This is a genomic window from Pelomicrobium sp. G1 (assembly GCF_051905455.1).
Taxonomy (GTDB): Bacteria; Pseudomonadota; Gammaproteobacteria; order Burkholderiales; family UBA6910; genus Pelomicrobium.
This window is the reverse complement of sequence record NZ_JBQACR010000016.1, coordinates 34879-61459: the sequence shown is the minus strand read 5'-3', so window position 1 is coordinate 61459 and position 26581 is coordinate 34879. Positions and strand designations below refer to the sequence as shown.

Sequence of the window (26581 nt, the reverse complement as noted above, 5' to 3'; positions counted from 1 at the left end):
GCCGGCAATCGCCGGAAGCAAGGGGCGCAGGCTCGCTACTCGCTCAGTTGGCGATAGGCTGCGAAGGCGAGCCGCTGCAATTCCTCCTTCGCGAGATTGCCCGACAGGGCGTAGCCGAATTCCCGGTCGATCCAGTAGAAAATGGCTACGCCGCCTTCCTGGGCGAAGCGAAACGCCGTCTCCCCGGCCTCCGCCCGTCGCCGTACGTACAGGGTTAGACGCTGTCCCTGGGCGTTTTCGTACATGAACTGGGCCGCCGGCCCCGCCTCGTCAGCGAGGAGCCGGCCGCCCACCAGGACATAGCCTTCAGCGGCCAGGGACGGAGCCTTGACCGGTGCCCCCAGTCGTTTCGACAACCAAGCCACCAGATGTTGCTCCTGCTCCGCCCCCACCTCCACGGGATGGCGCACCTCGGGGGTATAGACGGTATGGGCCACCGCCGCCCGCCGGGCCAGGGTCTCCGGCGCCGAGGAAGCAGGCTGGGACGGGGGCTTCAGGCTCCAGCCGATTGCCCCGCCCAAGACCATCCAGGCCGCGGCTGCCGCCGCCCGCCAGACCAGAACGCGCCGGCCTCCGGCCGTCGGCCGCAGCCGCTGCGGCACAGGCTCGTCCATCACGGCATCGTACGAAGCGTGGAGCGCCCGTTTCTGCTCGGCGTAGGCGGCAAGCCGCGCCGCGTCCTCAGCGTGGGCCGCCAGGTGCGCCTGCACTTCCGGCCGCCGTTCGGGGGGAAGCTCCCCGTCCAGATAGGCGTGCAAATCCGCTTCGACGACAGGGTCGTTCTTCATTTCACCACTCGCAACGAAGGCGCGCCGCCCTCGCCGTTCATCAATCGCCGCAACCGCTCCCGTCCCCGGGCGAGCCGGGACATGACCGTGCCGACGGGCACGCCCAGGACGTGGGCCGCCTCCCGGTAGGTCAATTCTTCCAATCCCACCAGCAACAGCACCTCCCGCTGCTCGGGGGGCAGCCGGGCCAGGGCGGAAGCGAGATCGAGCAACTGCACCCCGGCCGAAGCGTCGGCGGCGGTAGGGCGCTCCAGCCCGGTCTCGTCCAGCGGGATCTCCACGTCCCTTCTCCGCGCCCGCACCTGGTTCACGAACAGGTTGTGCATGATGGCGAACAGCCACGCCCGCAGGTCGGTGCCCGGCCGCCACAGGGCCGCCTTGCGCCAGGCCCGCTCTAGGGTGTCCTGCACCAGGTCGTCGGCCGCGCCGGGATCCCCCAGTAAGGCCCGGGCGTAGCGTCGCAGCCGGGGAATGAGGGCCGCGATTTTCTCCGTCTCGTTCATCGATGGTCCCTCGCCTTGGCGGCGGCCGGCTGCTTACGGGCCCCGGCCCCGCCGCCTCGACCCGGCGCGAAAACGGGTCTGCAAGTATAAACAGGGCCGGGCGGGGGTTTATTCCCTTTCCCGCGATAGGCTCGCGAAAGCGGCGACGCTACAATGCGGCGAACCCATTCCACCGCTCCGGCACCATGACACGCGCTCAGCCCATTACCTACCGCATCTTTCCCAAGTCCCCCGAGGCCCACCTGTTCGAGGTGAGCTGCACGGTGAACGATCCCGATCCGGAGGGCCAGCACTTCGCCCTGCCGGCGTGGATCCCCGGCAGCTACATGATCCGGGATTTCGCCAAACACGTGGTGACGATCCGGGCCGCGAGTGGCGGGAAACCTCTCACCATCGAGAAGGTGGACAAGCATACCTGGCGCTGCGACTCCGCGCCCGGCCCGGTGACGGTGACCATGGAGGTGTACGCCTGGGACCTGTCGGTGCGGGGCGCCCACCTGGATACCTCCCACGGTTTCTTCAACGGCCCGTGCGTGTTCCTGCGGGTGCCGGGAAAGGAAAGGCAGCCCTGCCGGGTGGAGATCGCGCCGCCCCGGGGCGCCCGTTACCGGGCCTGGCGGGTGGCCACCACCCTCGCCCGGGACAGCGTCGAGGCCCACGGCTTCGGCCGCTACGCCGCCCGGGACTATGACGAGCTGATCGACCATCCCGTGGAAATGGGGGAGTTCCGGCTGGCGCGCTTCCGCGCCTGCGGCGTGCCCCACGAAGTGGCCCTCACCGGCGTGAGCGATGCGGACCTCCCGCGCCTGTCCCGGGACCTGCAGCGATTATGCGAGTATCATATCCGCTTTTTCGGCGAGCCGGCTCCCTTCGACCGCTACCTGTTCCTGGTGACCGCGGTGGGCGAAGGCTACGGAGGGCTCGAGCATCGCGCCTCGACGGCGCTGCTCGTCGCCCGGAACGATCTGCCCCGCTCCGGAGTCAAGGAGGTGACCGAAGGCTACCGCCGGTTCCTGGGGCTCGCGAGCCACGAGTACTTCCACACCTGGAACGTGAAGCGCATCCGGCCATCCGCCTTTTCCCCTTATGACCTGGATCGGGAATGCTACACCACGCTGCTCTGGGCGTTCGAAGGCTTCACCTCCTACTATGACGATCTCGCCCTCGTGCGCTGCGGGCTGATCCCGCGGCAGGACTACCTGGAGCTTTTGGGCCAGGCCATCACCCAGCTCCTGCGCACCCCTGGCCGCACCAAGCAAACGGTGACGGAATCGAGCTGGGACGCCTGGATCAAGTACTACCGCCAGGACGAGAACACGCCCAACGCGGTGGTGAGCTACTACACCAAGGGAAGCCTCATCGCCCTGTGCCTGGACCTTCTGATCCGCGACCGCACCCGCGGCCGTAAGAGCCTGGACGAGGTGATGCGGGCGCTGTGGCGCAGGCACGGCCTGACGGGCGTGCCCGTGCCCGAAGACGGGATCGAGCGGCTCGCGGAAGAGGTGACCGGATTGAAGCTTGGCGCCTTCTTCGACCAGGCGCTGCGTTCCACCGAGGAGCTGCCCCTCAAAAACCTGCTTGCCCGCTTCGGGGTGAAGATGGCGCTGCGCCCCGCGGAGTCGGCGACGGACAAGGGAGGAAAGCCGGCAGGAAAGCCCGCCGCTAAGCTCCAGGAGCGGGTCACCCTGGGCGCCCGCACTTCCGGCAACGGGGACGAGGTGAAGCTCACCCACGTGCTGGACGGCGGGCCCGCCCAGGCGGCGGGGCTTGCCGCAGGCGATACTCTCGTCGCCCTGGATGGACTGCGGGTCACGCCTTCCAATCTGGAAGCGCGCCTCGCCCGCTATCGGCCCGGAGACAACGTGGAAGCGACCGGCTTCCGCCGGGACGAACTGTTCGTCCGGCGCTTGACCCTCGGCGCCGCACCCCTCGACACGTGCTATCTCACCCTGGATTCCTCGGCCCGCTTCGCCGGGCGGCTCAAGGGCTGGCTGGGCAAGTGAGCGCGGCGGGGATCACCCGCGGCCATAAAACCATTGTGAAAGAAGGCCATCAGTGGATGGTCCACTCGTGGCCGCACTTGCGGCAGCGCACCTGGAGCCAGGGCTCCGCCGCTTCGGCCTCTCCATCGTCCTTCGACGCCGAGTCCTCGTGAGGTCCCCACGCCGTGACGGTGAACGCGCCATAGGTGCGACAGCGGAGGCAGGTGGCGTGGTCCGCCAGCCGCTCGGCCAGGTTCATGGTGATTTTGTAGCGCCCCCAGGAGAAGAGGCTCAAGGCGCCGCCGCCGAAGGCGAGGGTGAGCAGGGCGAAAGGCTCCAGCCCCGGCCCCCGGAAACTGAAGCCTTCCAGCGTCGCAGCCACCACCAGCATGCACAGGAAACAGGTCACGAGGTAGGCGTGGCTTTCGATGAGCTGGCGTTCGTACCAGCGCCTGAAGCCAAGCCGGCGGATGCGCTCCCCAGGGCCCATGGGAGGAAACTCCGAAAGGAAAGAGGATTGTACGCTGGCTTGAGACCCCGCCGGTAGCCGCGGGCCGCCCCCTCAGACGAGGGGCAGTCTTACCGTGACCACTACTCCGTCCACGTCCTCCCGGTTCGCCAGCGCGGCGCTGCCTCCGTGGAACTCGGCGATTAGGCGCACGATGTAGAGTCCCAGCCCCAGGTGGGGCTCGCCGGATTCCTTGCCGTCGGGCCGCAGCGATACCATGGACTCGAAGAGGCGGCCCTGCATCTCGGCGGGGAGCCGGGGGCCTTCGTTCAGCACCCGCAGCAGGGCCTGGTTTCCGTCCCGCTCCAGGCGCACTGTGACGGACGTCCCGGGTCGGGCGAAGTCCATGGCGTTCGCCACCAGCTTGTCGAGAAGCTGGGCGATGAGGTCGGGCACCCCCATCATCCCCATTGGTCCGCTGGCCCCCAGGTGAAAGACCAGCTCGCGTCCGGGATAGGCGGTCCGGTAGCCTTCCACGCAGCCCGAGATCACTTGGACGAGATCGAAGGGTTCCCGCTCCGCTCGGGCGAGGGCTTGCTCGAGCCGCGTCGCCTCGGTCATGCGGGTGAGAATGGTGGAGAGGCGCGCAAGTCCCTGCTCGGCCCGATCGAGATAGACCTGGGCTTCCCCGGGCAGGGGTTGTCCCTTCAGGTTTTCCAGGGAAGAGCGCACCACGGCGATGGGGGTGCGGAACTCGTGGGACAGGCGGCTCGCCATCTGTTCCAGATATCCGGTGTACTGGCGCAACCGCGCCAGCATCGCGGCGAAGCTGCGGGCGAGGTCGCCGATCTCGTCCCCAGAAGCGGGGGTCTCGATCTCCCTCCGCACCCGTCCCTGGGGATCGATGGCCCGGTCCACCGCGTCCCGCAGGCGCCGGATGCGCACCGAGACGTGGCGGGCGAAGAGGAAGAGGGCGAGCGCCCCCAGGACGAAAACGGCGAGCGTCAGGTCGAAAAGGGCTTCCAAGGCCTCGTTGCGCACGCTCAAGATCGGCTGGGTGCTCTCCTCCACCAGCACCACCCCCATGACCCGGTCCTCGTTCCACACCGGGTGAGCCGCCGAGACCACCGCGGCGCGCTCGTCGGCCAGGCGGCGCCAGCGGGTGGTGGCGATGCCGGAGAGGGCCGCTTCCACCTCGGGTCCCTCGAGCCGCCCTTCCTCAGGCCAATCTTCGGCATGGGTTTCTCCCGGCTGCTGCAGAATGAGGGCATAGAGGGGCCGCAGCAGGTGCTCCCGCAGGCGCGCCCCCACGCTCCCGCCGTCCTTGCCGGCCTGCGGCGCAGGCGGCTGGAGGCTGCCGGCCTGGGCCAGAACGCGGCGCGCTCCGTCGAGCACCCAGATGCGGGAGCTCGCCCGGGCGAGACCCTTGATGATGAGATCGATCTCCGTGTCGGAAAAGGCGAGGGTCGCCACTTCCACCGGCGGCGCTCCGGACCGGGCGCCGCGGCCCGCGTCCACGTCCACGGCGAAAAGCCGCACCCGCTCGCTCGCCAGGCCAAAGGGCAGGCGCAGCTCTGCGGTATAGCCCGTTTCGCCCCACAGCCACGCGCCTTCCACGCCCGGGTCGGGCTCCCATCGGCCGCCGGGTTGCTCCCCTTCGGCCAGGAGCCGCCCGCCCCGATCGCCCGTGAGGCGCCAGCGGCGCGGCTCGCCCCCGACTCCTCCCATCTCCAGCAGGAGGTGATCCGCCCGCCACGGGTCTTCGCCCTGGCCGGCGGGTCTCACCACCCGGTCGTCGGTGGCGCGCACGAAAAGATAGAGGTGGCGGCCGAACCTTCCCGCCCGCAGGTCCATGGACAGGGAGTAGAAGATGAGCCCTCCCGGCGCGGCGGAAAGCTCCCCCAGGCTGCGCTGATGGAGGGTCACGGCCTGGCGTTCCCAGTCGGACGCCTGGCCGTCCAAGCGCATCGCCGCGGTGAGATTGGCCACCATGAGCCCGGCAGGCGACGGCTCGCCCGCCGGCCCCGCCAGGAAAAGCTGCGGCCGGTCGTGGAGGGTGGTGGCCACCGCCCGGGCGAGGCCCGCCACCGTCCGCTCCTGGCCTTCCCGCAGGAACTTCTCCATCTCCACCACGTAGCGGTAGCCGAGCCACGGGATGGTCAACAGCACCGCGGCCACCAGCAGCACCTTGGCGCGGATGGAGAGGGTAGGCTTGAAAGGGATCACTCGGCGGCGCGCGGGTCGTTCCAGCGGTAACCCATGCCGTAGACGGTCTCGATGCAGTCAAAGGCGGGGTCGCGCGCCGCGAACTTCTTGCGGATGCGCTTCACGTAGGAGGTGATGGTGCTGTCGTCCACCACCATGCGCGCCTCCGCCATCAACTGGTCCCGGCTCTTCACGTGGCCGGGAAACTTGGCGAGGGCGTGCACCATCCAGAACTCGGTGAGGGTGAGGTCCACCGGCTCCCCATTCCAGCGCGCCACGATGCGCTTGAGATCCAGGGTGAGCCGGCCGCGCCGCAGCACGTCCTCCGCCTCGGCCGTCTTTCCCGCCAGGTCGCTGCGCCGGAACAGAGCCGCGATGCGGGCGAGGAGATGGGGCAGGCTCACGTCCTTGGTGAGATAGTCGTCGGCGCCCAGGCGCAGCCCCGCCACCGTATCGAAATCGCTGTCGCGGGCGGTGAGGAAGATGATGGGCAGCGTGGCCGACAGGGCACGCAGGTCCCGGCACAGGGTGAAGCCGCCGTCGGGTTCGTCCTCCAGCCCAATGTCGATGATGGCCATGTCGGGCAGCCGCAGCCGGAACGCCTCCAGCGCCTCGCGCCGGTTGGAATAGGTGGCCACTTCGTAGTGGCGCTGGCGCAGCGCGTCCGCGTAGTTATCCCGGATGGCGGGCTCGTCCTCCACGATGGCGATGCGTCGGCTCATGGCGGTGATGACTTTGGAAAAGCCTGCAGGGACTATAGCGCCGCGGCTGGACGCGGGGAATCCCGGCGGGCCATCTGCCATTTTTTTGCCCCAATTGCTCCTCGGAATTCCATTTTTGCTTCCCCCGCGCCGCCACGCCGGCACGGTGGAATCTCCTCCCGGCGGCCGGTCGTCCCGGCCGGCTCCAATGGATGAGGTGAAGACAATGAGTACCATGCAACCGTTCCACCCTACCCGCCGGCTCCCGCGGTCGGAGCTCGTCCGCGATGCCCTGTCCGCCCTGGGCTTGAGCGTTCTCGCCGGCCTCGCCGCCAGCTTCGTCCTGGGAGCCCTGGTGCTGCTCCTCGCCTTGTTCCCGGGATCCCTCTGAACACGCCGCGTCCGGGCGCAGCCGACCATGCACGCCCGTCGCCCACCGAATGGGGGTGCGCTCTCGCAGGGTGTCCCTTCCGCCAGGCGGCGGAACACACCCTGCCACTCCCACAGACGGCCACGTCGGGAACGCCCCGCATCGAGGAGGTCGGATCATGAAACCCTGGTCCTGGGCCGATGCCTGGCCCGTCGCAAAGCTGAGCGTCCCGCGCCTCGGGGTCAAGCTCTTGCTGCTGGCGGACATGGGTGCATGCGGCCCGGCGCCGGACCCCCCCGCGGGCGCCGCCGGTCCCGGCGCGGGCCGTGCCCATCTCGTGCTCTCGGCCTCGGGCGGCGCCCATTTCCGCTTTCTCCAGGCGTTGCGGCCGGGAGACGAGATCCGGCTGGAGACGCCCGGAGGCGAAGAAAGGCGCTACCGGGTGAAGGAGCATTTCGTCGCCGACCGGCGCGCGGTGCCCCTGCACCTGGATCCGTTCGCCCAGGTGCTCACCCTGATGAGCCCCTATCCCTCCCAAAACCCCGAGTCCGGCGGAGCGCTGCGCTACGTGGTGAGCTGCGAGCGGCACGAGGCCCTGCCGGCCGCCCAAGGGGAGGCCGAAGGCTGCCGGGCGATCGAATGAGCTTGCCTTGGAGCGGAGGGCGCGAATGCTTATACTGGCCCTCTTTTCCGCTCCGGGAGCCGCTTGCGTGCACATCGCTTGCCTCGATCTGGAAGGCGTCCTAGTCCCCGAAATCTGGGTCGGCCTGGCCGAGCGCGCTGGTATTCCCGAGCTGCGGGCCACCACCCGGGACATTCCCGATTACGACCAGCTCATGCGCCAGCGCCTGCGGCTGCTCCACCAACATCACTTGGGGTTGCCCGACATCCAGGCGGTGATCGCCACCTTGGAGCCGTTGCCCGGGGCGCGGGAGTTCCTGGACTGGCTGCGGGAGCGCTGCCAGGTGGTGATCCTCTCGGACACCTACTACGAGTTCGCCCTGCCCCTCATGCGTTCCCTCGGATATCCGACCCTGCTGTGCCACCGCCTGGCGGTGGACGGCAACGGGCGCGTCGTGGACTACCGGCTGCGGCAGAAGGACGCCAAGCGCGAAGCGGTCAAGGCCTTCCACGGCCTGAACTTCAAGGTGGTAGCCGCCGGCGATTCCTACAACGACACCGCCATGCTGGCGGAGGCGGACGCCGGCATCTTCTACTGCCCGCCCGAGAACGTGGCCCGGGAATTCCCCCAGTTCCCCATCGCCCGGAACTACGAAGAGCTGAAATCGGCCTTCACCGCCGTCCTCGCCCGGCTCTGAGGAGGAAAGCCCATCCGGCGTCCGCGCTCCGGTTTGCCCGCCGGGCCTTCTCCCGTATCCTGACGGGGCGAGCAGCGGGGATCGGCGATGAAGGGGTGGATCGAGGGCTTGAAAGCGTTGCGCCGGGGCAGGCCAGGCCACCGCTTCCAGGAGTGGCACCGCTCCAGCCGCCCCAGGGTGAACGGCTGGGGCAGGGTGTTGGTGGCCCTTGCCGGTCTCCTGCTGGTCTTCGTCGGGCTCCTCCTCATGGCGATGCCGGGGCCAGGCCTGCTGGTGGCCCTGGTGGGCCTCACCCTGCTGGGCAGCACCTCCCTCACGGTGGCCCGGGCCCTGGACCGGGCCGAGCGGTGGCTGCGCCCGGCATGGAAGCGCCTGCGGCAACGGTGGCGCAACCGCCCTCCCCGCGGTTCGAGGTAGCGTTCCCTGCGCCGCGCCCAGGTGGGCGGATTCAGGGGATTCTCCGGGAGCGGCGCCGGGCGAGCCGCCGATTCAGGTGCCACCACAGGTATTTCGCGCCGCTCGCCGCCAGCGCCCAACGCTCGGCGGGCCGGAGGGGCGCGCGCAACACCACGCGGGCGCAGGCCAAGCCCGCGCCCAGCCACTGGCGCGGCGTGCCGCGCCAGGTGAGGTGCAACGCCCCCGGGCGGAAGGTCTTGCGCACCAGGGGCTCGGGCACGCGAACGAATTCCCCTAGCAGCGCCAAGTGAAGGAGCCAGGGCCAGTCCGCCTGGAATTCGCCGCCCGGGTGGACCCGCATCCCGCCGACGCGCCGCGCCGCCTCGGCGCGGAAGAGTCCCCGATTGGGTATCCACCAGTGCCCTGCCCGGCGCAGCAGGCGCCGGCCCCGTTCCAGGCGCTCGGCCACCCCGTCGAGCTCGGTGTAACGCCAGACCGGGCGCTCGGCGCCTCCGTGATCGATCTCCACATCGGAGAAGGCGAGGACCGCCCGCGGGTTGCTCTCCAGGGCATCCACCAGCCGCGCCACGTACGCGGGTTGCAGCGGATCGTCGTGAAAGGCGAAGAACAGGTACTTCCCGTCCGCTGCGGCGAGAAGCTGGTTGACGTTGCCGATCCAGCCCCTTCGCCGCGGCTGCCGCAGCAGGCGAAAGCGCCGGTCGGCCGCGGCGAAACGGGCGCAGATCTCTGGAGTGCGATCGATGGAAGCGTCGTCCGAGACGAGGATTTCCAGGTTCGGATACGTCTGGGCGGCGAGGGACGCAAGGGTGCGCTCGATGAAGCGCTCGGCGTTCCACGCCGGAAGGCAAGCCACCACGGGCGGAGCGCCTGGGCCGGGGCGGCTCATGACTCCGCCTCGGTGCCCAGAATCCGCTCCGCCGCGAGGCTGGCGAAAAACGGCGCCGTGGTGAGCTTGCCCGGATCGACGCTGTGGTAGCCATCCATCGAGGTCACGCCGATGCGGGAGCGGTCGTGGAGCCGGCTGGCGGGATCGTCCACGTCGGTGGCGCCGTAGGCGACGATCGCCCCGGCATCCACCAGCAGGGGCTCCGATCGCCCGATGCCGGGATACCACGCGTCGATGGCAGCGAGCAGGCCTCGGGCCAGGGCGTCGCGCTCCTCAGCCGAGACTTCCCCCCGGCACGGGCCGTCCCAGTCGGCGGGCGGCGCCAGGGCGTGGCTCCAGCCGCGCAGCCCCAGGGGATACCAGGAGAGATAGGCGGTGCCGTCGGGGCGCACCACCACGTCGCCATATCGGCCCAGGACCATGGTAGCGGAAGGTGCGCCGTGGAGCGACCCGGGAAGGCGGGCGATCACCCGGTACTTGAGCCGGTGGACCCATCCCGGTTCCGCCGCAAGCCCCACGGTACGATCGATGGCCAGCCGGTTCTCCCACAGGGCGTTGACCACCTGGTCGGCCTCCAGACGCCACCGGCCGCCGGGATGTTCGCCCTCGATCCGCAAGCCCCCGTTGGCGCGGCCCACGGCCAGCACCCGATGCCGCGGTAGGAAGCGAATCCGGGGGGAGGCCTTCACTGCCTCCCGCAGCAGGGCGGCGAGCTCCCCGGTGTCGATGGCGCGCTCCTCGGTGCGGAAGGCGCCGGCGAAGCGCCCGGCGTCGAACCACCGCCCGAGCCGGTCGAGGGGACAAGGCGCGTAGAGGGTCTCGGGCCGCTCGCCCAAGTAGTCGTGCTCGGGCGCCTGGGCCAATCCTTCCCGGTAAAGGGACTGCACCGCGGCGTAGTGGTGATCCAGCGCCTCTACCGACAGCAGGGAATCGCGGGCGACCAGGTAGACAAAGGGGGTAGATCGGCGCAGCCGATCGGCGCGGCTGCCGATCCAGCGGGAAAGCAGGGCGCGAAAGCGCAGCGCCCCCATGAGCTGTAGCCGGGCGGTGGACAGGGTTTTGTCGGCGGCATAAATGAAACCCAGGTGGATCTTGCCCTCGTTGCGCAAGCTGGCCCGATTCATGGGCCACGGGTCTTGATCCACCAGGGTCACCGCTACGCGGCGGCGGGCCAGTTCCAGGGCGACGCCCACGCCCGTGAGCCCTGCGCCCAGCACCACGACCCGGGGACATCCCAGCGATCCGCCTGGCATGCCGATCCTCCCTTTTTTCCGGCGGGGAGCCGATCCCACCACTCCCACCCGCCGTTGCGGCGGCCCGTCCTCGCGGCCCGCCGGTCGGGGCTCGCCGCCGCCGCTCGGAAAGTCTTACCGGAACGGCGCGTTTCGGCTTCCGCCTTCACACTTGTTAACAGATTCTTCCCTGAAACCCGCCCGCTTTTGAGCTATCTAAAAATTACCAAGGTGTTTTTTCTACAGTTTCGGGAAATCCCATCGCCGCGCCTCGGGCGCCAGGAACCCATGTACGACGGCGACACCCGCGAAAAAACGGCGATCGAGCCACGGCGGCTCCTGGTGGAGATCGCCCGCCTGCAGGCCGCTTCCGCCCGGGTGCTGGCCCGGCGCCTGTCCATGCCCCTGGAGGCCGTGGGCGAGGCCTTGACCCGGCTGGAGGTGGCGGGCCTCATCCACGCGTCCTACCTGGACGGGGCCGACGACCAGTACAGCCTGAGTCCCGCGGGCCATGCGTGGCTTAAAAGACAGAAAGAGCCCGCCACTCCTCAACGGGCATAACGCCTGTACCGTTCCACGAAGCGGCGATCCAGCCACTCCTTCCAGCCCATACACCATCGCCCTTTCCAGTAAAAGGGACCCCAGGCGGTGAGGGCTTCCCCGTCCCCCAGGTTGAGGATGGAGAGGGCGAAGGCCTGGGGGCGGTAGCGGCGGAGCCCGCCGCCCGCCGCCCGCGCCAGAAGGTTTTCCAGCAGCACGCGGCCCTGGCGCACGCCGTACACGCCCAGTTTGGGCAGCCGGTGGTTTTCCAGGGCGGCGCAATCGCCCGCGGCGAACACCCGCCCATCGGCGACCGAGGAAAGGGTGGCGGAGACTTGAAGTCCCCCGTCTTCCGCCACCGGAAGCCCGAGCTGGGAAACCAGACCGGCGGGTTTCAGGCCGGTGGCCACCACCAGCACGTCCCATTTCGCGATGTGGCCGTCCTCGGACTCCAGCTCGCCTTGGCGCACGGCACGGGCACGGAAGTGAAACAGTACCTCGATGCCCCGCCGCTGCAGCGCCCGGAGCAACACCCGTCCGGCGCCGGCGGGATAGCCCGGGAGGAGGCGCCCGCCCTGCTCCACCAGGGTGATCTGCACCCGCCCGCCGCGGCGCCGCGCCAGGGCGTCCACGTTGGCGGTCACCTCGCCGCCAGTGGCGCCGCCGCCGATCACCGCCACCCGGACGAGTCGAGAGGGCCGGGCGCGGAAAGTCTCCTCCAGCCGCCGCCTGAGCCGCACCAGCCCCAAGATGGGCTTCACCGGCCAGACGTCGTGGAGACCCATCCAGGCGGGATCGGCCGCCACTTCGCTCCCCACGTTGAAGGACACGCAATCGTAGGCGAGACGCGCGCCGGAGGCGAGGATCACCTCCCGGCCTGTCCGGTCCAGGCCCACCGCCCGGTCCAGCACGAACCGGCCGCCGTTCGCCTCGATCACCGGGCAGGGATCGATCTGGTCGTCGTCCGGCTCGTACTGGCCGCCCAGCATGCCGGTGGCCATGCCGGAATACCACAGCCGGCCGGGATCCACCAGGACGAGCTCCGCGCCTCGGGCGCGGAAGGCCTGGGCGTTAAGCGCCACGTGCAGGTGCGCGTGGCCGGCGCCCACCAGCACCACCCGGCACCGGCTCACGGGTTTCCCGCCCGCCGGGAGGCAACCCCATCCGCGTCGCCGCGCCCGGCCTCGGAGCGGCGGCGCCAGAGCAGGTTCACAGAGCGCGCCGCGGCGGTGAGGCCGACCCAGAAGAGCGCCACCACCGCGGGCGCGGCGATGACATAGGGATAGCGCCAGGCGAGGAAGGATGCGGCCATCAGGACGGCGCCGATGGCAGCGAGGGCCCGGGCCTCGGCCGCGTCCAGGGGACGGCGCCCGCGCACCGCCGCGGCCGCCGCGCCCCCCAAGTGAGCCGCGTAGCGCACCGCCCCCCGGGCGCTGGAGCGGGCCCGCTCCCGCATGGCCTTGAGCCGCTGGCGGGGACTGGACAGCACCACCCGCTGCCGGGGCGAGAGGACGATCTCCGTCGAGCGGCGCAGGTCCTGCAGGAAGCGCGCTTCCATCTCTTGCGCCACGCCCGCGTCCTCGATGGCCACGTCCAGCTCCCAGTTGCCGAACCAACTGGAAAGGTTCAGGTTGGTGGAGCCCACCCGCGCCCAGCGCCCGTCGGCCACCGCGGTCTTGGCGTGGATCATGGGGCCGTCCCACTCGAAAACGCGGATGCCCGCTTCCAGCAGCGGGCGGTACTGGGTGCGGGACAGGGTGGCGATGACCGGCACGTCGCTCGAGCGGGGCACCAGCAGCCGCACATCGACCCCGTCCGAGGCGGCCTCCCGTAGGGCTTCCAGGTACACGGGAGTGGCCATGAAGTAGGCGTCGGTGAGCCACAGGCTGTGGCGGGCGAGGGCCGCCACCAGGAGATCCAACCGGTAGAGGTTGGCGGTGGCGGGGGTGGCGCCGATCACCCGCAGGGCCACCTCGCCCCGGGCCGGAATCGATTCCCGCGCCGGGATGAGGGACTCGGGGATGCTGCCGCCTGCGTCCTCCCAGGCTTCGGCGAAAGTCCAGAGGAGGTCGGCCACGGCGGGCCCGCGGATTTCCACGCCCGTGTCGCGCCAGGGCTCCCGGCCCCGGGCGGGATCGCCCATCCACGAGTCGCCGATGCAAAGACCGGAAACGAAAGCCACCTCGGTGTCCGTCACCAGAAGCTTGCGGTGATCCCTGGACAGGACGCTGAAGGCCGCGGTGAGCCGGGGTGGATTGCAGGGACGCGCCTCGCCCCCCGCTTCCACTAGGGGTTGAAACAGGCGGCTCCAGCCGGCGCGCAGGGACCCGAACCAGTCGTAGAGCACCCGCACCGCCACCCCCTCCCGGGCTTTGCGCGCGAGTAGCTCCACAAACCGGCGGCCGGTGCGGTCGTCATCGATGATGTACATCTCCAAGCACACCTGGCGGCGGGCGGCCTCGATGGCCGCCTCCCACGCCGGGTAGTTCTCCGTCGCGTCGCAGAGCACGCGCACGCGGTTGCCGGCGACGAGGGGCGCCCCCGCGGAGCGGGAGAACGCCTGGTCGGCGAGGACGCGGATGACGTCGAGGGATTCGGGGAGCGGCATAGAGGCCCGTACCGGGAAAGGGCATTATACTGGTCGCCGTGCGCCGCCCCGGGGCGCGCAGACGCCCCACGCACGTGCCCCTCGAGTCCCTCCCGCTGATGATGCTGGTGATCTTCGCCGGCTACGTGGTCTTCGGCATGAGGGGCTTCGGTGCGTCCCCCATCACCGTCCCGGTCCTGCCCCACTTCCTTTCGCTGCCCTTCGTGCTCGCCTTGTGCAGCGCGCTCGACCTGGCCCCGCCGCCCTGCTTCTCGGCTACCACACCCGCCGGGACGCCGACGGCAGGGAGCTGCTAGCGCTCCTCCCGTTCACCCTGGCGGGTCTCGCCCTGGGGGGTCACCCTGCTGGTGAATCTGCCTCGGGATGCCACCCTCGCCGGGCTCGGGCTCTTCGTCAGCGGGTACGCGCTCTATGCAGCCGCCCGCCGGCCCCTTGCCCGCACGCTAAGCCGCGCCTGGGCCGCGCCGCTCAATGGGATTCGCCGGCCGGCGCCTCGATGTCCGAGATGCGGCCTCCCTCGTCGAAGCGCACCAGGAGGAAGGGCCGCCCCTCCTGGCGGGCGAGCATGCGCGAGGGCAGTTCCTCCACCTCCAGGGACAGGTTGCGCATCCATGCGCGGGTGACGGCGCGATGATCCACCTCGAAGAGCTGGACCGCGCGCCTCAAGCACGACACGATCAGGTCGGGGCGCCCGGTGAAATCCAGGTCGAGGGGCGCCTCGTGGAGTAAGAAATAGACGGCGCCGCCCGCGCTAGGGGCGCGGTAATAGGCGTCCGCCCCGCACACGCCGGAAGCCGCCAGAGCCAGGGCGTGGCCGGCGATGTCCGCCAGGGGCAGCCGGGGCTCGATCAGCATGGGGATGTCTTGCCGCAGGCCGTATTCCCGCAATCGTTCCGCGTCGAGCAGAATCTCCTCGGGAAATTCCCCGAGGGGATCGGCCCAAGCCCAGATCCAGGTGTTGTCCTTTTCCACCTCGGTCCCCAGGAGCTGCAGCGGAAACACCCGGCAGCGGCCGAAATCCACCACGCCACGCTCCAGGCGGAGCCGCCCGCGGTGGTCTCCCAGGTACTCGGCCAGGGCCTGCTGCTTGGCCAGGGACAGGGCCAGGTGGCGGGCCAGAAGGTCCTTGAAGGTTTCCATCGGGCTAGCGATCGGGGGCGACCTCGCAAACCAGGTCATGGGCCATGCGGATTGCCATCTCCCGCCCCCCGTAGTAGCGGGGCGCGCGGGCGATCTCCCGGTAGCCCAGGGACTGGTAGAACTGCCGCGCCCCCCGGTTCACCGCCCTCAGCTCCAGGTAAACCACCTGGATACCGGCGGTGCGGCAGGAGGCTTCCAGCCACTCCACCAGGCGGCGCGCGACGCCTTGGCGCTGGAACCTGGGCCGCACGGCCAGCAGGTTCAAGTGGGCCGTTTCGTCGCCGAACTCCATGATGGCGAACCCCGCCACCCGGCCCTGGGCCTCCGCCACCAGGGCCATGGTCTCCCGGTGACGGATGCTGGCGGCGACCCGGGCCGGCGTCCAGGACCAGGTGAGCCCCGTTTCGATCAAGTCGCGGGACATAGCGGCAATCTCCGCGCTGTCCTTGGGCGCCGCGGGTCTGAGGAGCACGTCCATGGGTCAATCCAGGCCGCAGCGGTCGCGGCCGTTCGGATATGTTACACCTTCCTCCTGCACCCGGCCGGCCGCGCCTCGGGGCCCCCTTTTCACCCCAGCCGGAGGACGAAATTGGCCATCTCGGGGCGCTCCATCCAGCCGCGCTTCGCGTAGAAGCCGCGCCGGTACGCTTCCCGGTCCCGACCGACGAGCAGCATCAGGCGTGCGCAGCCCCGCCCGTGGGCTTCGGCGACGATGACCTCCACCAGGGAGCGTCCTACGCCACGGCCCCGGTACGCCTCTTCCACGAAGAGCTCGGAGATGTAGCCCTCCGGTCCGGGCAGAAACAGGTAGGGCAGCCAGTGCACCGAGCTATAGCCGACGACCCGTTCTTCCGCCTCGGCCACGTAAACCGAGTGGCTGTTGTCCGCCAGACAGGCCGAGAGGTGGCGGCGTACCCGCCGCTCGGTGGCCTCCCGCGGCTCCTCCCCGAGGTCGCCGAACCATTCCAGCGCTCGCAGGAGCACGGCGATGGACGGCGCATCTTCCAGCTTGGCTGCTCGAATACGGACTGCGCTCATCTGCACCTCCCCTTCTCGTTCCTGTTGCCGAACGGAAAACTCCATCGTCTCGCCCCCATCACCCGTGGGACACGGGGCCGCAAGCCCGGGCCCGCGCCCGCCGACCAAGGGGCATGGACCGGGAATTCGCCCGCTCGGCAGGCGGTCTTATTCGCAAAGCCCAACGGAGGAATCATGAAACGGCGTATGATGCTTAAGGCCTTGGCGGCCGCCCCTTGGACGCTCTGGCTGGCGCGTCCCGGGCTGGCGGCGCCGCAAGGGAGCGTCACCATGGGCGTGGAAGAGCTGCAGAGGAACTGGAAGGCCCTGCTGGCGGACGGGGCGGACGTGGCCCTCACGACCGAGCCGTTGCGACGCTCCGATGAGGAGTGGAAAAAGATTCTCACGTCGGAGCAATTCCGCGTACTGCGCCGGGAAGGCACCGAGCGACCCTTCACGAGCCCCCTGAACCAGGAAAAGCGCCCCGGCGTTTACGTGTGCGCCGGCTGCCGCCTCCCCCTGTTCACCTCGGCGATGAAGTACGACAGCGGCACCGGCTGGCCCAGTTTCTTCACCACGATCCCCGGAGTCTTCGCCACCAAGCGGGACTACAAGCTGCTGCTGCCGCGCATCGAATACCACTGCGCGCGCTGCGGCGGGCATCATGGCCATGTCTTCAACGACGGCCCGCCGCCCACCGGGGAGCGCTGGTGCAACAACGGCGTGGCGCTGCGCTTCATTCCCAAGATCGGGAAGGCCTGACTCCGTCCCAGCCGCTACCGTCATCGTCCCTCGGGACACGGTCTGACGGCGGCCAGCGGCAGCTCGGAAAGGGGCCTGAACCCCAGGGCGAGGGCCTCCTCCAGGCGATTTGCCAGGACGTGGCAGAGGGTGGATGGCGCCGGCTATTTCAACTTGGATAGGGCCGACTTGAGGGCCTCGTGGAACTCATTCCACGCCTTGTCCATGCCGGCCTTCAGCTCTTGCCAAGCGCCCTCGCTCGCCCGGCGCAGTTCGTCCAGCTTCTGGCGGGCCGCGTCCTGGCGGGCGCGCAGGGCCTGGATCTGCTGGTGATACTCGCTGCGCAGGCTCGCTTCGGCCTGTTCGGCCTTGGCCTTGAGCCGGTCGATCTCGGCCTTCCACTGGTCCAACTGGGTCTGAAGCCGCTTGATGTAGTCTTCCTTGGTTTCCATGGGTGCCTCCTCTCCATCTATTGAGCCTCCGGTAAATGGTTGACTAACCATTTACCGCTGTCCCCCCTCTCTCCCTCTGGGAGAGAGGGGGGAGAGGGCCGAGCGTCGTCAAGCATTTTTTAGGATGCTCGGTAAAAGGGCTCATGGGCCTGCCGCCCGGGCGCCTGGCCAGGGAGAAACAGGGCCAGTAAGTCGTTCAGGAACCGGCGGCCCAGGAGCGTCGGGGCGACGCGGCGATGGTCCCGCACCACCAACCCCTTCGTTTCGGCCAGATCCAGTGTAGGGATCACCGCGGCGAGGGGCAGCCCCGTGCGCTCCTCGAACAGGGCCAGCTCGAAGCCCTGGTTCAAGCGCAGGGCGTTCATCATGAACTCGAAGGGCAGCTCCTCCACCGACACTTCCTGGACCGCCTCGACCGGCGCGCCCTGCTCCACCCGCGCCATGTAGGTTTTGGGCTGCTTGTAGCGCCGGCTGCGCACGATGCGGTCGAGAAACGAGACCTTGGAGTGGGCGCCGGCGCCGATGCCCAGATAGTCCCCGAAGCGCCAGTAGTTGAGGTTGTGGCGGCACTCCCGGCCGGGCCGGGCGAAGGCGGAGGTTTCGTAATGGACGTAGCCCCGGGCGGCCAGGATCTCCTCCACCCCTTCCTCCATGGCCGCAGCGGCGTCCTCGTCGGGGACCACGGGCGGGTAACGGTGGAAATAGGTGTTAGGCTCGATGGTCAGGTGGTACGCCGAGACATGGGGCGCACCCGAGGCCGCCGCCGTCTCGACGTCGCGCCGGCACGCTTCCAGCGTCTGCCCGGGCAGCCCATACATGAGGTCCAGGTTCACGTGCTCGAAGGCGGCGAGGGCCAGCTCCAGGGCCCGGCGGGCCTGAGCCCCGTCGTGCACCCGCCCGATGGCCCGGAGCATCCGGTCGTCGAAGCTCTGGATGCCCAGGGAGAGCCGGTTCACGCCCGCGGCGCGGAAGCCCGCGAACTTCGCCGCCTCCACCGTGCCCGGGTTGGCCTCCAGGGTGATCTCGGCGTAAACGTCCAGGGGCACGCGGGCCCGAACGGCGGACAGGATCGCGTCCACCGCCTCGGGGGAGAGCAAGCTCGGTGTCCCGCCGCCGAAGAATACGCTATGGACGCGCCGGCCCCAGATCTCGGGCAGCGCCAGCTCCAGGTCCCGGATGAGGGCCTCGATATAGCGTTCCTCCGGAATCCCGCCGCGCACCTCATGGGAGTTGAAATCGCAGTAGGGGCACTTGCGCGCGCACCAGGGCACGTGAATATAGAGGGCGAGGGGCGGCAGCGCCTTAAGTTGCGGCCGGCGGGGAAGGGCCGGACCACGGGCGGTCATGGAAACCACGGCGGACACGGGGAAGATTCCTGGGGAAGAAACGCCCCCATTATAGGGCAGGCCCCCGAAGCCCCGGTCAGCCCTTCATCCCGTCCAGGCTCACCACCGGTTCGTCTCCCACCACTTCGGCATCGTGCAGCACGCCCCGGGGTACGGGCAGCAGGTCGCCTGGTCCCAGTACCACTTCGCGCCCCTGGACCGTCAGGCGGAAGCGGCCCGCGAGGACCGCGTCCATCTTGTCCACCTCGTGGGTATGGGGTGGAAAATAGGTCCCCGGAGGATAGACGTACCGGGTCACCCGGTAGCCCCGGGCCTCGATCTTGGCCCGCAGCCGCTCCTCGGTGAGGGGACCGTCCCGGGCCTCGTCCCAGCGTTCCACTTCGAGCGCCTTGGCCAATACACCTTCCGATCTCTTTGGAGACGTTCGATTATGACCGCCCCCATCGTCGACCTGGAACCCCTGCGCAACCGGGCGCCGGTGTTCGCCGACCGGGCCGAGGCGGGGCGGGTGCTGGCCAGCATGCTGGAAGCGTACCGGGGAAGCGACGCCCTGGTGCTCGCCATCCCCGCCGGGGGCGTTCCCGTGGCGGCGGAGGCGGCTCGCGCCCTGGGGCTCCCTCTGGACGTGGCGGTGGTGTCCAAGATCCTGCTCCCCTGGACCACCGAGGCGGGCTACGGGGCCGTGGCCTTCGACGGCACCGTTCGCCTGAACCAGGCCCTGGTGGACCAGTTGGGGTTGCCGGCGGAAGAGGTGGCCCGGGGCATCGCCGAGACCCGGGCCAAGGTGGAGCGCAGGCTCGCGCGCCTGCGGGCCGGGCGGCCTTTCCCGCCCCTCGCCGGACGGCCGGCGATCCTGGTGGACGACGGGCTCGCCTCCGGGCTCACCATGATGACCGCCGCGGAGGCCCTGCGGCGCGCCGGGGCGGCCGAGATCGCGGTGGCGGTGCCCACGGGGCATTCCCAGGCAGCCCTGCGAGTGGCGCCCTCCGTGGACCGCCTCTACTGCGCCAACCTACGAAGCGGCCACCGCTTCGCCGTGGCGGACGCCTATCGCCGCTGGTACGACGTCCCGGAAGAGGAGGCGCTGGCGTTGCTGCGGGAGGCGGCTTCGTGAACCAACCGGGCCTCAATCCGGCCTTTCCCGGTTGAGCCTCTCCACCAGCCGCGCCAAGGCCTTGCCCCGGTGGCTCACCCGGTTTTTTTCCTCGAGGGGCAGCTCCGCCCCCGTGCGGCCGAGGCGGGGGTCCAGGAACAAGGGATCGTAGCCGAATCCTCCCGTGCCCCGGGGGGCATGGACGATCTCCCCGTGCCATTCCCCCTCGGCGATGAGGGGCTGGGGGTCGTCGGCGTGGTCGAGTAGCACCATGACGCAGTAATAGTGGGCGCGGCGATCGGCCGCCCCTTCCAGCAGCGCCAGGAGCTTTTCGTTGTTGCGCACGTCGGAGCGGGGATCGCCCGCGAAGCGGGCCGAGTGCACCCCCGGCGCGCCGTTCAAGGCGTTCACGCAGATGCCGGAGTCGTCGGCGAGCGCCGGCAGCTCCGCCGCGCGGCTCGCGTGCCGGGCCTTCGCCAGGGCGTTCTCGATGAAAGTGACGTGGGGCTCCTCCGCCTCGGGGATGCCCAGGTCGGATTGGGACAGGATCTCGAAGCCCAGGGGCTCAAGGCAGCGGCGGATCTCCCGGATCTTGCCCGGATTGTTGCTGGCGAGAACGATCTTTTTCATGCGTCTCCGATTCGATCGAGAGGGCCGCCGCAAGGCGGTCGCCGGGCGGCTATGATACCCTCTCGGCCCGTGCCTCCGGGCAGCCGCTGGCCCGCCGCATCGAATCTCGCAGCAGAGAAAGGGGAACACGCCACCATGTTCGAATGGATCACCGACCCGCAGGCCTGGATCGCCCTGGGGACCTTGACCGCCCTGGAGATCGTCCTGGGCATCGACAACATCATCTTCATCTCCATCCTGGTGGGCCGACTTCCCCCCGAGCAACGGGGCAAGGCGCGGTTCCTGGGCCTGGCCCTGGCCATGGGCATGCGCATCGGGCTGCTCCTCTCCCTCGCCTGGATCATGTCCCTCACCGCGCCGCTCTTCACGGTTCTCGAGGAGGAGATCTCGGGCCGGGACTTGATCCTGGTGGGCGGGGGGCTGTTCCTGCTGTGGAAGAGCGTGCACGAGATCCATAACGCCCTGGAAGGGCCGGAGGAGGGAGAGAAAAGGGTCGCGGCGGCCACCTTCGGCGGCGTGCTCCTGCAGATCGCCCTGATCGACATCGTGTTCTCCCTCGACTCGGTGATCACGGCCGTGGGCATGGCGAGCCACGTGCCGGTGATGGTGATCGCCATCGTGCTGGCGGTGCTGGTGATGATGCTGGCCGCCGGGCCCATCAGCGACTTCGTCGACCGGCACCCCACCATCAAGATGCTGGCCCTGTCCTTCCTGGTGCTGGTGGGAGTGGCCTTGATCGCCGAGGGCTTCGAGTTCCACATCCCCAAGGGCTACATCTATTTCGCCATGGCCTTCTCAGTGGCCGTGGAGATGCTGAACCTGCGCTTGCGGGCACGCCGAGGAAAACCGGTGAAGCTGCACAAGGCCGCTTCGCCGGGAGGCGCCGGCGCGGAGCAAGCGGGCGGGAAAAACTGACCGCCTGCGCCGAGGCCGCGGCAAATGTCGTTAAGCGTCATGCTGGCCGTGCTCTTCGCCGCTTTGCTGCACGCGGCGTGGAATGCGCGCCTCAAGGCGAGCCCCGACCCGTTGCCGGAAGCCCTGGCGGTGGTCATGGGGGCGGGGCTCCTGGCGCTGCCGGCGGTCGTCGGGCTGCCCCCGCCTCGACCGGAGAGCTGGCCTCCCCTTGCCGCCTCCACCGCCCTGCACGTGGCCTATTTCGTCCTGGTGGCCCTGGCCTACCGCTCGGGGGCGCTCAGCATCGCCTATCCCCTCATGCGGGGCGTGCCGCCCGCGGTGGTGGCGGCAGGGGCGGCCCTACTCTTCGGCGAGACCCTGTCGGCACCCGGCTGGGCGGCGGTGCTCGCCATCGTGCTGGGCGTGCTCATGCTGAGCGGCGAGGGACTGCGGGCGCGGGCCACATCGGGCCGGGGCCTGGCGATGGTGGGAGCCAACGTGGCGGTGATCGTGGCCTACACCCTGGTGGACGGGGCCGGCGTGCGCGTCTCGGGAAACGCCATGAGCTACGCCGCCTGGCTCTTCGCCTTGACCGGCGTGGCGCTGGTCCCCCTATACGTAGGGCTGGTCCGGGGCCGCCTACCGGCCAAGCCAGGGCCCCGTTGGGGGCGGGTGCTGCTGGGCTCCGCCTGCACCCTGGGAGCCTACGGGATCGCCCTGTGGGCCATGACCCGGGCCCCCATCGCCCTGGTGGCGGCCCTGCGGGAAACCTCCATCCTGTTCGGGGCGGCGATGGCCGCCCGCTGGCTGCGGGAGCCGTTCACGCCCCGGCGCTGGATGGGGGTGGGTCTGGTGGCGGCCGGCGCCATGGCCACGCGCCTCGCCTGAAACTCGCGCACCGAGCGCTCCTTCGAGGGCCGCCTGAGACACCACGGACCGCGCGCATCCATCCTGCGGGAAGCGGATTAGCTTAAAAAGCTTGTATAAGGTGACGGCAAGCGGGATCATGGAATCCCATGAACCTGGTCCGCTACGCTATCTATTTCGCACCGGCCTTCGACAGTCCATGGTGGGAGTTTGGCTGCCGCTGGCTTGGCCGCGATCCCGTGACAGGGCAACGCCTTGCGCCACCCGATTTCGCTGGCCAGCTTCCGGACTGGGAAGCCATCACGGAAGTGCCCAGACGTTACGGGTTCCATGGGACCCTCAAGGCGCCCTTTGTCCTGGCGCCCGAAAGCAGCGAACGGGAGCTCTACGCCGTGGCTCGGGTCGTAGCAGGCAGCCGAAAACCCTTTCGCCTGCCGCCCTTGCGAGTGGAATGCCTGTCGGATTTCGTCGCGCTGCGGCCGAGTCATGCCTCGGTGGCCTTGGAGCTCCTGGCCGAGGAATGCGTGATTCACTTCGACCGGTGCCGGGCGCCCCTTTCGGAGGAAGAGCGGGAGCGATGGCGGGAGGTGGGGCTCACTTCCTGGCAGGAGAAGCTCTTTACCCGCTGGGGTTACCCTTATGTGTTCGACCAATACCGCTTCCACATGACCCTCACCGGGCCTTTGCCGGAATCTCGGCGGCAGTCGATCGTCGATCTGCTGCAGCCGGAGGTCGAGCGCCTGAACGCCGACCCCCCGTGGGTAGATGCGATCTGCGTGTTCCGCCAGTCGCAAGAGAGAACGCCGTTCCGGATGGCGGCCCGACTCGGTTTCGACGGAAGTGTGGAATTCTTTGAGGGCGGCTGAAGCCCGAGACAGCCTCGTCAGCTCCGCCGCAGAACCTCTTTCTGAATAGCCACAAGCCGCTCGATGCCCGACTGGGCGAGATCCAGCAGCTCGTTCAGTTGCCCCCGGGTGAAGGGCTCCCCCTCCGCGGTGCCCTGCACTTCCACCAGCTTCAATGCCCCTGTCATGACGACGTTCATATCGGTGTCGCAGGCGGAGTCCTCCAGATAGTCCAAATCCAGGATCGGCACCCCCTCGTAGATGCCCACCGATACCGCCGCCACGTGGTCCTTGATGGGCCAGGCGTCGATCATCTGCTTGGCCAGCATGTATTCCACCGCGTCCCACAGGGCGACGAAGGCTCCCGTGATGCTGGCCGTGCGGGTGCCGCCGTCGGCCTGGATCACGTCGCAGTCGATCTGGAGGGTGCGCTCCCCGAGCCGGGAAAGATCCACCACCGCCCGCAGCGCCCGACCGATGAGCCGCTGGATCTCCTGGGTCCGCCCTGACTGGCGGCCCCGGGCCGCCTCCCGGTCAGTGCGGGTGCCGGTGGAGCGGGGCAGCATCCCGTACTCGGCGGTGAGCCACCCCTGGCCCTGCCCCTTGAGGAAGGCGGGCACTTTTTCGTCGATGCTGGCGGTGCACACCACCTTGGTGTCGCCGCATTCGATCAGCACCGACCCTTCGGCGTGCTTGGTGAAGCGGCGGGTGATACGCACCGGGCGCAGCTCATCGGGTCGGCGCTGGCTGGGTCGCATGGAGGAAATGTTCGAGAGCTGTCCGATAGCGCTAGGGCAAAGCGCCGGGATTGGACGGCGCGGAGCCGGCAAAATTCGCATTATAGTTCCGTGCCGAGCCCTCTATCCCAGCCAGCGGGCGGCGAGGAGGGTCACGTTGTCCGAAGCGGCGCCCCCTTCCATCTCGGCGGCCTGGGCCACCGCCGCCACCGCCTCCTCCAGGGGGTAGTTGCACAGGGCCGCGGCGAACTCCTCCTCTGGGAGCTGGCCCCACAGCCCGTCGCTGCAGAGAAGCACCACGTCCCCCGACCGGAGGGCGACGGGAGCGCCGATTTCCACGTATGGGGCCTCCCAACCGCCGAGGCAGTTGGTGAGGACCCCCCGCTCGGCAAGGAACACGGGGTCGGCGGCGGGAAGGACTCCCTGGTCGAGCAGCTCCTGGACCAAGGAGTGGTCCCGGGTGCGCGCCACCACCGAGCCCTCCCGCAGCAGGTAACCGCGGGAATCCCCCGCGTGGGCCCAGTAGGTCGTGCCCTCCTGCACCAGGCACGCTACGCAGGTGGTTCCCGGAGGGTTCCACAGGAGATGCTCTCTGGCATAGGCCTGGATGTCCTCGTGGGCTGCGGTCATGGCCTGGCGGAAGAACTCGGCCGGGTCGGCCAGCCGGGGAGCGGCAGCGGCCCGGTAGGCGCCGAGGAGGCGGTCCACCGCCAGCTGGGCTGCCACTTCGCCCCGGGGCGTTCCTCCCATCCCGTCGGCTAGGACCAGCAGGAGGGAGCCGTCGCTACGGGTATAGGCGGCCCGATCCTGGTTGATCCGGCGCCCGCCGAGGAGGCTTGCCTGGGCGACTTCCACGTTCATCGGGGCGTTCTCATCTTGGGATCGGACCGCAAGGTGGAAGGGAGCAAAGGCGGACGTCGGTGGGAGGCCGAAGTTATGGTATCGTTGCGCTCTGAAAATTCTGAATTTTTCCGTCCCTCGAGTAAAGCGCGAAGCGCCAGCGGCAAAAGCATGATCGCCAGCATGACGGGGTTCGCCGTCGCCTCCCGGGAGCTGCCCGAAGCGACCCTCAACGTGGAAGTGCGCTCGGTCAATCACCGCTTCCTCGACATCCAGACCCGGCTTCCGGACGAGCTGCGCAGCTTGGAGTCGGAGGTCCGGGAGCTGCTGGCCGGCCGGCTCACCCGGGGCAAGGTGGACTGCCGGATCGGCCTGGTTCCCAAGCCTGCGCTCCAGCACGGCGCGGCCCTCAACGCCGAGGCGCTGGAGCGGTTGAAAAGCCTGGAGCTTTCGGTGCGCTCCGCCTTTCCCCAGGCTCCCGGGCTCACCGTGAGCGACGTGCTGCGCTGGCCCGGCGTCTTCGACCAGGCGACCCTCTCCGCGGACACGGTGCGGGAGCCGTGCCTGGCCCTGCTCGAGCAGGCGCTCAACGACCTGGTGGCGGCCCGGCGCCGGGAGGGGGAGAGGCTCAAAGAGCTCCTGCGCGAGCGGGTCGCCCGGATGGAGGCGCTGGTGGAGGAGGTGACGCCCCGCATCCCGGCCCTCATCGCTGCCTACCAGGAGCGGCTGTCCAACCGGCTTCGGGAAGCGATGCTGAACCTGGAGGACGAGCGCATCCGCCAGGAGTTCATGCTGTTCGCCAGCAAGATCGACGTGGACGAAGAGCTCAGCCGGCTCACCGCCCATCTCCAGGAAGTGAAGCGGGTGCTGGCGAGCGGCGGCCCGGCGGGCAAGCGCCTAGACTTCCTCATGCAGGAGCTGAACCGGGAGGCCAACACCCTGGGGGCGAAGTCGGTGGACGCCGAAGTCTCCCGCATCGCCATGGAGCTCAAGGTGCTGATCGAGCAGATGCGCGAGCAGATCCAGAACATCGAGTGAGCGTAAAGACGTAAGCCGTGAAGCCCATGCCGTCGACCCCCTTTAACCCCGGCGCCTTCGACCTCCGCCGGCGCCCCCTGCCCCGCGCCCGATGAGCGGCATCCTCTTCATCGTCGCCGCCCCCTCCGGAGCCGGTAAGACCAGCCTCGTCGCCGCGTTGCTGGAGCGGGACCGAAACCTGCGCCTCTCGGTGTCTTACACCACGCGCCCGCCCCGGGAAGGGGAGGTGGACGGCCGCCATTACCACTTCGTCGACCCGTCCACGTTCCAGGAGATGCTGGAGCGGGGGGAGTTCCTGGAAAGCGCCGAGGTCTACGGCAACCGCTACGGCACTTCCCAGGCCTGGGTGCGCCGCCAGCTCGAAGCCGGGACGGACGTGCTGCTGGAGATCGACTGCCAGGGGGCAGCCCAGGTGCGGCGACTGATGCCGGAGGCGGTAGGTGTCTTCATCCTCCCGCCCTCGATGGAGGTGCTCAAGCGCCGGCTGGAAAAGCGGGGCACGGAACCCCCCGAGGCGATCGCCCGGCGGCTGGCAGCCGCCCGGGCGGAAATGGGCCGTGTCGGAGAATTTGACTATGTTATTATCAATAACCGGTTTGACGAGGCGCTCGATGACCTGGCCTCGGTGGTACGGGCCGAGCGGCTGAAGGTGGCACGGCAGCTCGAGCGCCACCGCCCGCTGATCGAGTCGCTCACGAAATAAGGCTTTGAGGATAAAAGGGAAATGGCTCGTATCACGGTCGACGACTGCTTGAAGCACATTCCGAACCGTTTCGAATTGACGCTGGCCGCCACCTATCGGGCGCGCCAGATCGCCCATGGCGCCGCCCCTCTGATCGAGGGGCTCAAGGATAAGCCGACGGTCATCGCCCTGCGGGAGATCGCCGCCGGCAAGGTGGGGCTGGAGGTCCTCAACAAGGGGCAGTTGTAGCGCCAGCGCAG

Annotated in this window: 33 protein-coding genes; 15 read left to right on the top strand and 18 right to left on the bottom strand. The window is 69.3% G+C overall.

Annotation, left to right across the window (positions count from 1 at the left end; translation table 11 throughout):
- Positions 1 to 35: 35 nt before the first annotated feature.
- Together ACTFO6_RS14700 and ACTFO6_RS14695 are read right to left on the bottom strand one after the other, a co-directional pair.
- Positions 36 to 788: an anti-sigma factor family protein gene (locus ACTFO6_RS14700; protein WP_439935197.1), complete on the bottom strand. Its 753-nt coding sequence runs from the start codon at positions 786 to 788 to the stop codon at positions 36 to 38.
- Entirely contained in the window at positions 785 to 1291 is a 507-nt protein-coding gene (locus tag ACTFO6_RS14695) for a sigma-70 family RNA polymerase sigma factor (RefSeq protein ID WP_439935196.1), read from the bottom strand. Before ACTFO6_RS14695 ends, ACTFO6_RS14700 begins: the two co-directional genes overlap by 4 nt.
- Positions 1292 to 1476: 185 nt before the next feature.
- Between ACTFO6_RS14695 and ACTFO6_RS14690 the strand changes: the two genes are divergently transcribed.
- Positions 1477 to 3294, top strand: a complete 1818-nt coding sequence (locus tag ACTFO6_RS14690; RefSeq protein ID WP_439935195.1) for a M61 family metallopeptidase — start codon at positions 1477 to 1479, stop codon at positions 3292 to 3294.
- Positions 3295 to 3343: 49 nt separating this feature from the next.
- Here the strand turns inward: ACTFO6_RS14690 and ACTFO6_RS14685 are convergent, their stop codons facing one another.
- The 3 genes from ACTFO6_RS14685 to pdsR all read right to left on the bottom strand — a co-directional run bounded on the left by ACTFO6_RS14685 (position 3344) and on the right by pdsR (position 6648).
- Positions 3344 to 3763: a hypothetical protein gene (locus tag ACTFO6_RS14685; protein ID WP_439935194.1), complete on the bottom strand. Its 420-nt coding sequence runs from the start codon at positions 3761 to 3763 to the stop codon at positions 3344 to 3346.
- Positions 3764 to 3835: 72 nt separating this feature from the next.
- Positions 3836 to 5947: a proteobacterial dedicated sortase system histidine kinase gene (gene pdsS, locus ACTFO6_RS14680; RefSeq protein WP_439935193.1), complete on the bottom strand. Its 2112-nt coding sequence runs from the start codon at positions 5945 to 5947 to the stop codon at positions 3836 to 3838.
- Positions 5944 to 6648, bottom strand: a complete 705-nt coding sequence (gene pdsR, locus ACTFO6_RS14675) for a proteobacterial dedicated sortase system response regulator (RefSeq protein ID WP_439935192.1) — start codon at positions 6646 to 6648, stop codon at positions 5944 to 5946. Before pdsR ends, pdsS begins: the two co-directional genes overlap by 4 nt.
- Positions 6649 to 6853: 205 nt before the next feature.
- On the opposite strand from pdsR, the gene ACTFO6_RS14670 reads away from it, so the two are divergent.
- The 4 genes from ACTFO6_RS14670 (at position 6854) to ACTFO6_RS14655 (ending at position 8733) form a co-directional block, all read left to right on the top strand.
- The gene (locus ACTFO6_RS14670) at positions 6854 to 7018 is read left to right on the top strand and encodes a hypothetical protein (RefSeq protein ID WP_439935191.1); all 165 of its coding nucleotides are present in this window, start codon (positions 6854 to 6856) and stop codon (positions 7016 to 7018) included.
- Positions 7019 to 7175: 157 nt separating this feature from the next.
- Entirely contained in the window at positions 7176 to 7640 is a 465-nt protein-coding gene (locus tag ACTFO6_RS14665) for a sortase domain-containing protein (RefSeq protein ID WP_439935190.1), read from the top strand.
- 67 nt (positions 7641 to 7707) lie between these two features.
- The gene (gene thrH, locus ACTFO6_RS14660) at positions 7708 to 8316 is read left to right on the top strand and encodes a bifunctional phosphoserine phosphatase/homoserine phosphotransferase ThrH (protein WP_439935189.1); all 609 of its coding nucleotides are present in this window, start codon (positions 7708 to 7710) and stop codon (positions 8314 to 8316) included.
- An 87-nt stretch (positions 8317 to 8403) separates the two neighbouring features.
- Positions 8404 to 8733, top strand: a complete 330-nt coding sequence (locus tag ACTFO6_RS14655) for a PGPGW domain-containing protein (protein WP_439935188.1) — start codon at positions 8404 to 8406, stop codon at positions 8731 to 8733.
- A gap of 31 nt (positions 8734 to 8764) precedes the next feature.
- Here ACTFO6_RS14655 and ACTFO6_RS14650 read toward each other — a convergent pair whose 3' ends face one another.
- Both ACTFO6_RS14650 and ACTFO6_RS14645 read right to left on the bottom strand, forming a co-directional pair.
- Positions 8765 to 9619 (bottom strand): glycosyltransferase family 2 protein, encoded by an 855-nt coding sequence (locus ACTFO6_RS14650; protein ID WP_439935187.1) that lies wholly within the window; start codon positions 9617 to 9619, stop codon positions 8765 to 8767.
- The gene (locus tag ACTFO6_RS14645) at positions 9616 to 10872 is read right to left on the bottom strand and encodes an FAD-dependent oxidoreductase (RefSeq protein ID WP_439935186.1); all 1257 of its coding nucleotides are present in this window, start codon (positions 10870 to 10872) and stop codon (positions 9616 to 9618) included. Before ACTFO6_RS14645 ends, ACTFO6_RS14650 begins: the two co-directional genes overlap by 4 nt.
- Positions 10873 to 11139: 267 nt before the next feature.
- On the opposite strand from ACTFO6_RS14645, the gene ACTFO6_RS14640 reads away from it, so the two are divergent.
- Positions 11140 to 11412: a hypothetical protein gene (locus tag ACTFO6_RS14640; protein WP_439935185.1), complete on the top strand. Its 273-nt coding sequence runs from the start codon at positions 11140 to 11142 to the stop codon at positions 11410 to 11412.
- Here the strand turns inward: ACTFO6_RS14640 and ACTFO6_RS14635 are convergent.
- Together ACTFO6_RS14635 and ACTFO6_RS14630 are read right to left on the bottom strand one after the other, a co-directional pair.
- Entirely contained in the window at positions 11400 to 12524 is a 1125-nt protein-coding gene (locus ACTFO6_RS14635) for an FAD-dependent oxidoreductase (RefSeq protein WP_439935184.1), read from the bottom strand. The two genes, ACTFO6_RS14640 and ACTFO6_RS14635, sit on opposite strands and share 13 nt — an antisense overlap.
- A complete protein-coding gene (locus tag ACTFO6_RS14630) occupies positions 12521 to 13999 on the bottom strand; it encodes a phospholipase D-like domain-containing protein (protein WP_439935183.1) in 1479 nt (492 codons plus the stop codon). Before ACTFO6_RS14630 ends, ACTFO6_RS14635 begins: the two co-directional genes overlap by 4 nt.
- A gap of 74 nt (positions 14000 to 14073) precedes the next feature.
- Here ACTFO6_RS14630 and ACTFO6_RS14625 point away from each other — a divergent pair, with 74 nt between their 5' ends.
- A complete protein-coding gene (locus tag ACTFO6_RS14625) occupies positions 14074 to 14295 on the top strand; it encodes a hypothetical protein (RefSeq protein ID WP_439935182.1) in 222 nt (73 codons plus the stop codon).
- A 172-nt stretch (positions 14296 to 14467) separates the two neighbouring features.
- Here ACTFO6_RS14625 and ACTFO6_RS14620 read toward each other — a convergent pair whose 3' ends face one another.
- The 3 genes from ACTFO6_RS14620 to ACTFO6_RS14610 form a co-directional block, all read right to left on the bottom strand.
- The gene (locus ACTFO6_RS14620) at positions 14468 to 15139 is read right to left on the bottom strand and encodes a DUF6882 domain-containing protein (protein WP_439935181.1); all 672 of its coding nucleotides are present in this window, start codon (positions 15137 to 15139) and stop codon (positions 14468 to 14470) included.
- A gap of 4 nt (positions 15140 to 15143) precedes the next feature.
- A complete protein-coding gene (locus ACTFO6_RS14615) occupies positions 15144 to 15617 on the bottom strand; it encodes a GNAT family N-acetyltransferase (protein WP_439935180.1) in 474 nt (157 codons plus the stop codon).
- Between the two features lie 89 nt (positions 15618 to 15706).
- Complete coding sequence (locus ACTFO6_RS14610; RefSeq protein WP_439935179.1) at positions 15707 to 16177, bottom strand: GNAT family N-acetyltransferase; 471 nt, start codon at positions 16175 to 16177, stop codon at positions 15707 to 15709.
- Positions 16178 to 16351: 174 nt separating this feature from the next.
- Here ACTFO6_RS14610 and msrB point away from each other — a divergent pair, with 174 nt between their 5' ends.
- Positions 16352 to 16918 (top strand): peptide-methionine (R)-S-oxide reductase MsrB, encoded by a 567-nt coding sequence (msrB, locus tag ACTFO6_RS14605; protein WP_439935178.1) that lies wholly within the window; start codon positions 16352 to 16354, stop codon positions 16916 to 16918.
- 143 nt (positions 16919 to 17061) lie between these two features.
- Here the strand turns inward: msrB and ACTFO6_RS14600 are convergent, their stop codons facing one another.
- The 3 genes from ACTFO6_RS14600 to ACTFO6_RS14590 form a co-directional block, all read right to left on the bottom strand.
- Entirely contained in the window at positions 17062 to 17349 is a 288-nt protein-coding gene (locus tag ACTFO6_RS14600) for a coiled coil domain-containing protein (RefSeq protein WP_439935177.1), read from the bottom strand.
- Between the two features lie 119 nt (positions 17350 to 17468).
- Entirely contained in the window at positions 17469 to 18695 is a 1227-nt protein-coding gene (gene hemW, locus ACTFO6_RS14595; RefSeq protein ID WP_439935248.1) for a radical SAM family heme chaperone HemW, read from the bottom strand.
- A 76-nt stretch (positions 18696 to 18771) separates the two neighbouring features.
- On the bottom strand, positions 18772 to 19092 hold the full coding sequence (locus ACTFO6_RS14590; RefSeq protein ID WP_439935176.1) for a cupin domain-containing protein: 321 nt from the start codon (positions 19090 to 19092) through the stop codon (positions 18772 to 18774).
- A 33-nt stretch (positions 19093 to 19125) separates the two neighbouring features.
- Between ACTFO6_RS14590 and ACTFO6_RS14585 the strand changes: the two genes are divergently transcribed.
- Positions 19126 to 19809 carry a phosphoribosyltransferase gene (locus ACTFO6_RS14585; protein WP_439935175.1) on the top strand — a complete coding sequence of 228 codons (684 nt, stop codon included), beginning with the start codon at positions 19126 to 19128 and terminating at the stop codon, positions 19807 to 19809.
- A gap of 12 nt (positions 19810 to 19821) precedes the next feature.
- On the opposite strand, the gene rdgB is transcribed toward ACTFO6_RS14585, so the two are convergent.
- Positions 19822 to 20418, bottom strand: a complete 597-nt coding sequence (gene rdgB / locus ACTFO6_RS14580; RefSeq protein WP_439935174.1) for an RdgB/HAM1 family non-canonical purine NTP pyrophosphatase — start codon at positions 20416 to 20418, stop codon at positions 19822 to 19824.
- Between the two features lie 135 nt (positions 20419 to 20553).
- Here rdgB and ACTFO6_RS14575 point away from each other — a divergent pair, with 135 nt between their 5' ends.
- The 3 genes from ACTFO6_RS14575 to ACTFO6_RS14565 all read left to right on the top strand — a co-directional run bounded on the left by ACTFO6_RS14575 (position 20554) and on the right by ACTFO6_RS14565 (position 23045).
- Positions 20554 to 21333, top strand: coding sequence for a TerC family protein (locus ACTFO6_RS14575; RefSeq protein WP_439935173.1), 780 nt, complete (start codon positions 20554 to 20556; stop codon positions 21331 to 21333).
- A gap of 24 nt (positions 21334 to 21357) precedes the next feature.
- Complete coding sequence (locus tag ACTFO6_RS14570) at positions 21358 to 22200, top strand: EamA family transporter (protein ID WP_439935172.1); 843 nt, start codon at positions 21358 to 21360, stop codon at positions 22198 to 22200.
- Positions 22201 to 22328: 128 nt separating this feature from the next.
- Positions 22329 to 23045 carry a DUF1045 domain-containing protein gene (locus tag ACTFO6_RS14565; protein WP_439935171.1) on the top strand — a complete coding sequence of 239 codons (717 nt, stop codon included), beginning with the start codon at positions 22329 to 22331 and terminating at the stop codon, positions 23043 to 23045.
- Positions 23046 to 23062: 17 nt separating this feature from the next.
- On the opposite strand, the gene rph is transcribed toward ACTFO6_RS14565, so the two are convergent.
- A complete protein-coding gene (gene rph / locus ACTFO6_RS14560) occupies positions 23063 to 23782 on the bottom strand; it encodes a ribonuclease PH (protein WP_439935170.1) in 720 nt (239 codons plus the stop codon).
- A gap of 102 nt (positions 23783 to 23884) precedes the next feature.
- The gene (locus ACTFO6_RS14555; RefSeq protein WP_439935169.1) at positions 23885 to 24622 is read right to left on the bottom strand and encodes a PP2C family protein-serine/threonine phosphatase; all 738 of its coding nucleotides are present in this window, start codon (positions 24620 to 24622) and stop codon (positions 23885 to 23887) included.
- A gap of 150 nt (positions 24623 to 24772) precedes the next feature.
- Here ACTFO6_RS14555 and ACTFO6_RS14550 point away from each other — a divergent pair, with 150 nt between their 5' ends.
- The 3 genes from ACTFO6_RS14550 to rpoZ all read left to right on the top strand — a co-directional run bounded on the left by ACTFO6_RS14550 (position 24773) and on the right by rpoZ (position 26570).
- Complete coding sequence (locus ACTFO6_RS14550) at positions 24773 to 25639, top strand: YicC/YloC family endoribonuclease (RefSeq protein WP_439935168.1); 867 nt, start codon at positions 24773 to 24775, stop codon at positions 25637 to 25639.
- 91 nt (positions 25640 to 25730) lie between these two features.
- A complete protein-coding gene (gene gmk / locus ACTFO6_RS14545) occupies positions 25731 to 26342 on the top strand; it encodes a guanylate kinase (RefSeq protein WP_439935167.1) in 612 nt (203 codons plus the stop codon).
- A gap of 21 nt (positions 26343 to 26363) precedes the next feature.
- Positions 26364 to 26570 carry a DNA-directed RNA polymerase subunit omega gene (gene rpoZ, locus ACTFO6_RS14540; RefSeq protein WP_333839540.1) on the top strand — a complete coding sequence of 69 codons (207 nt, stop codon included), beginning with the start codon at positions 26364 to 26366 and terminating at the stop codon, positions 26568 to 26570.
- Positions 26571 to 26581: the final 11 nt, after the last annotated feature.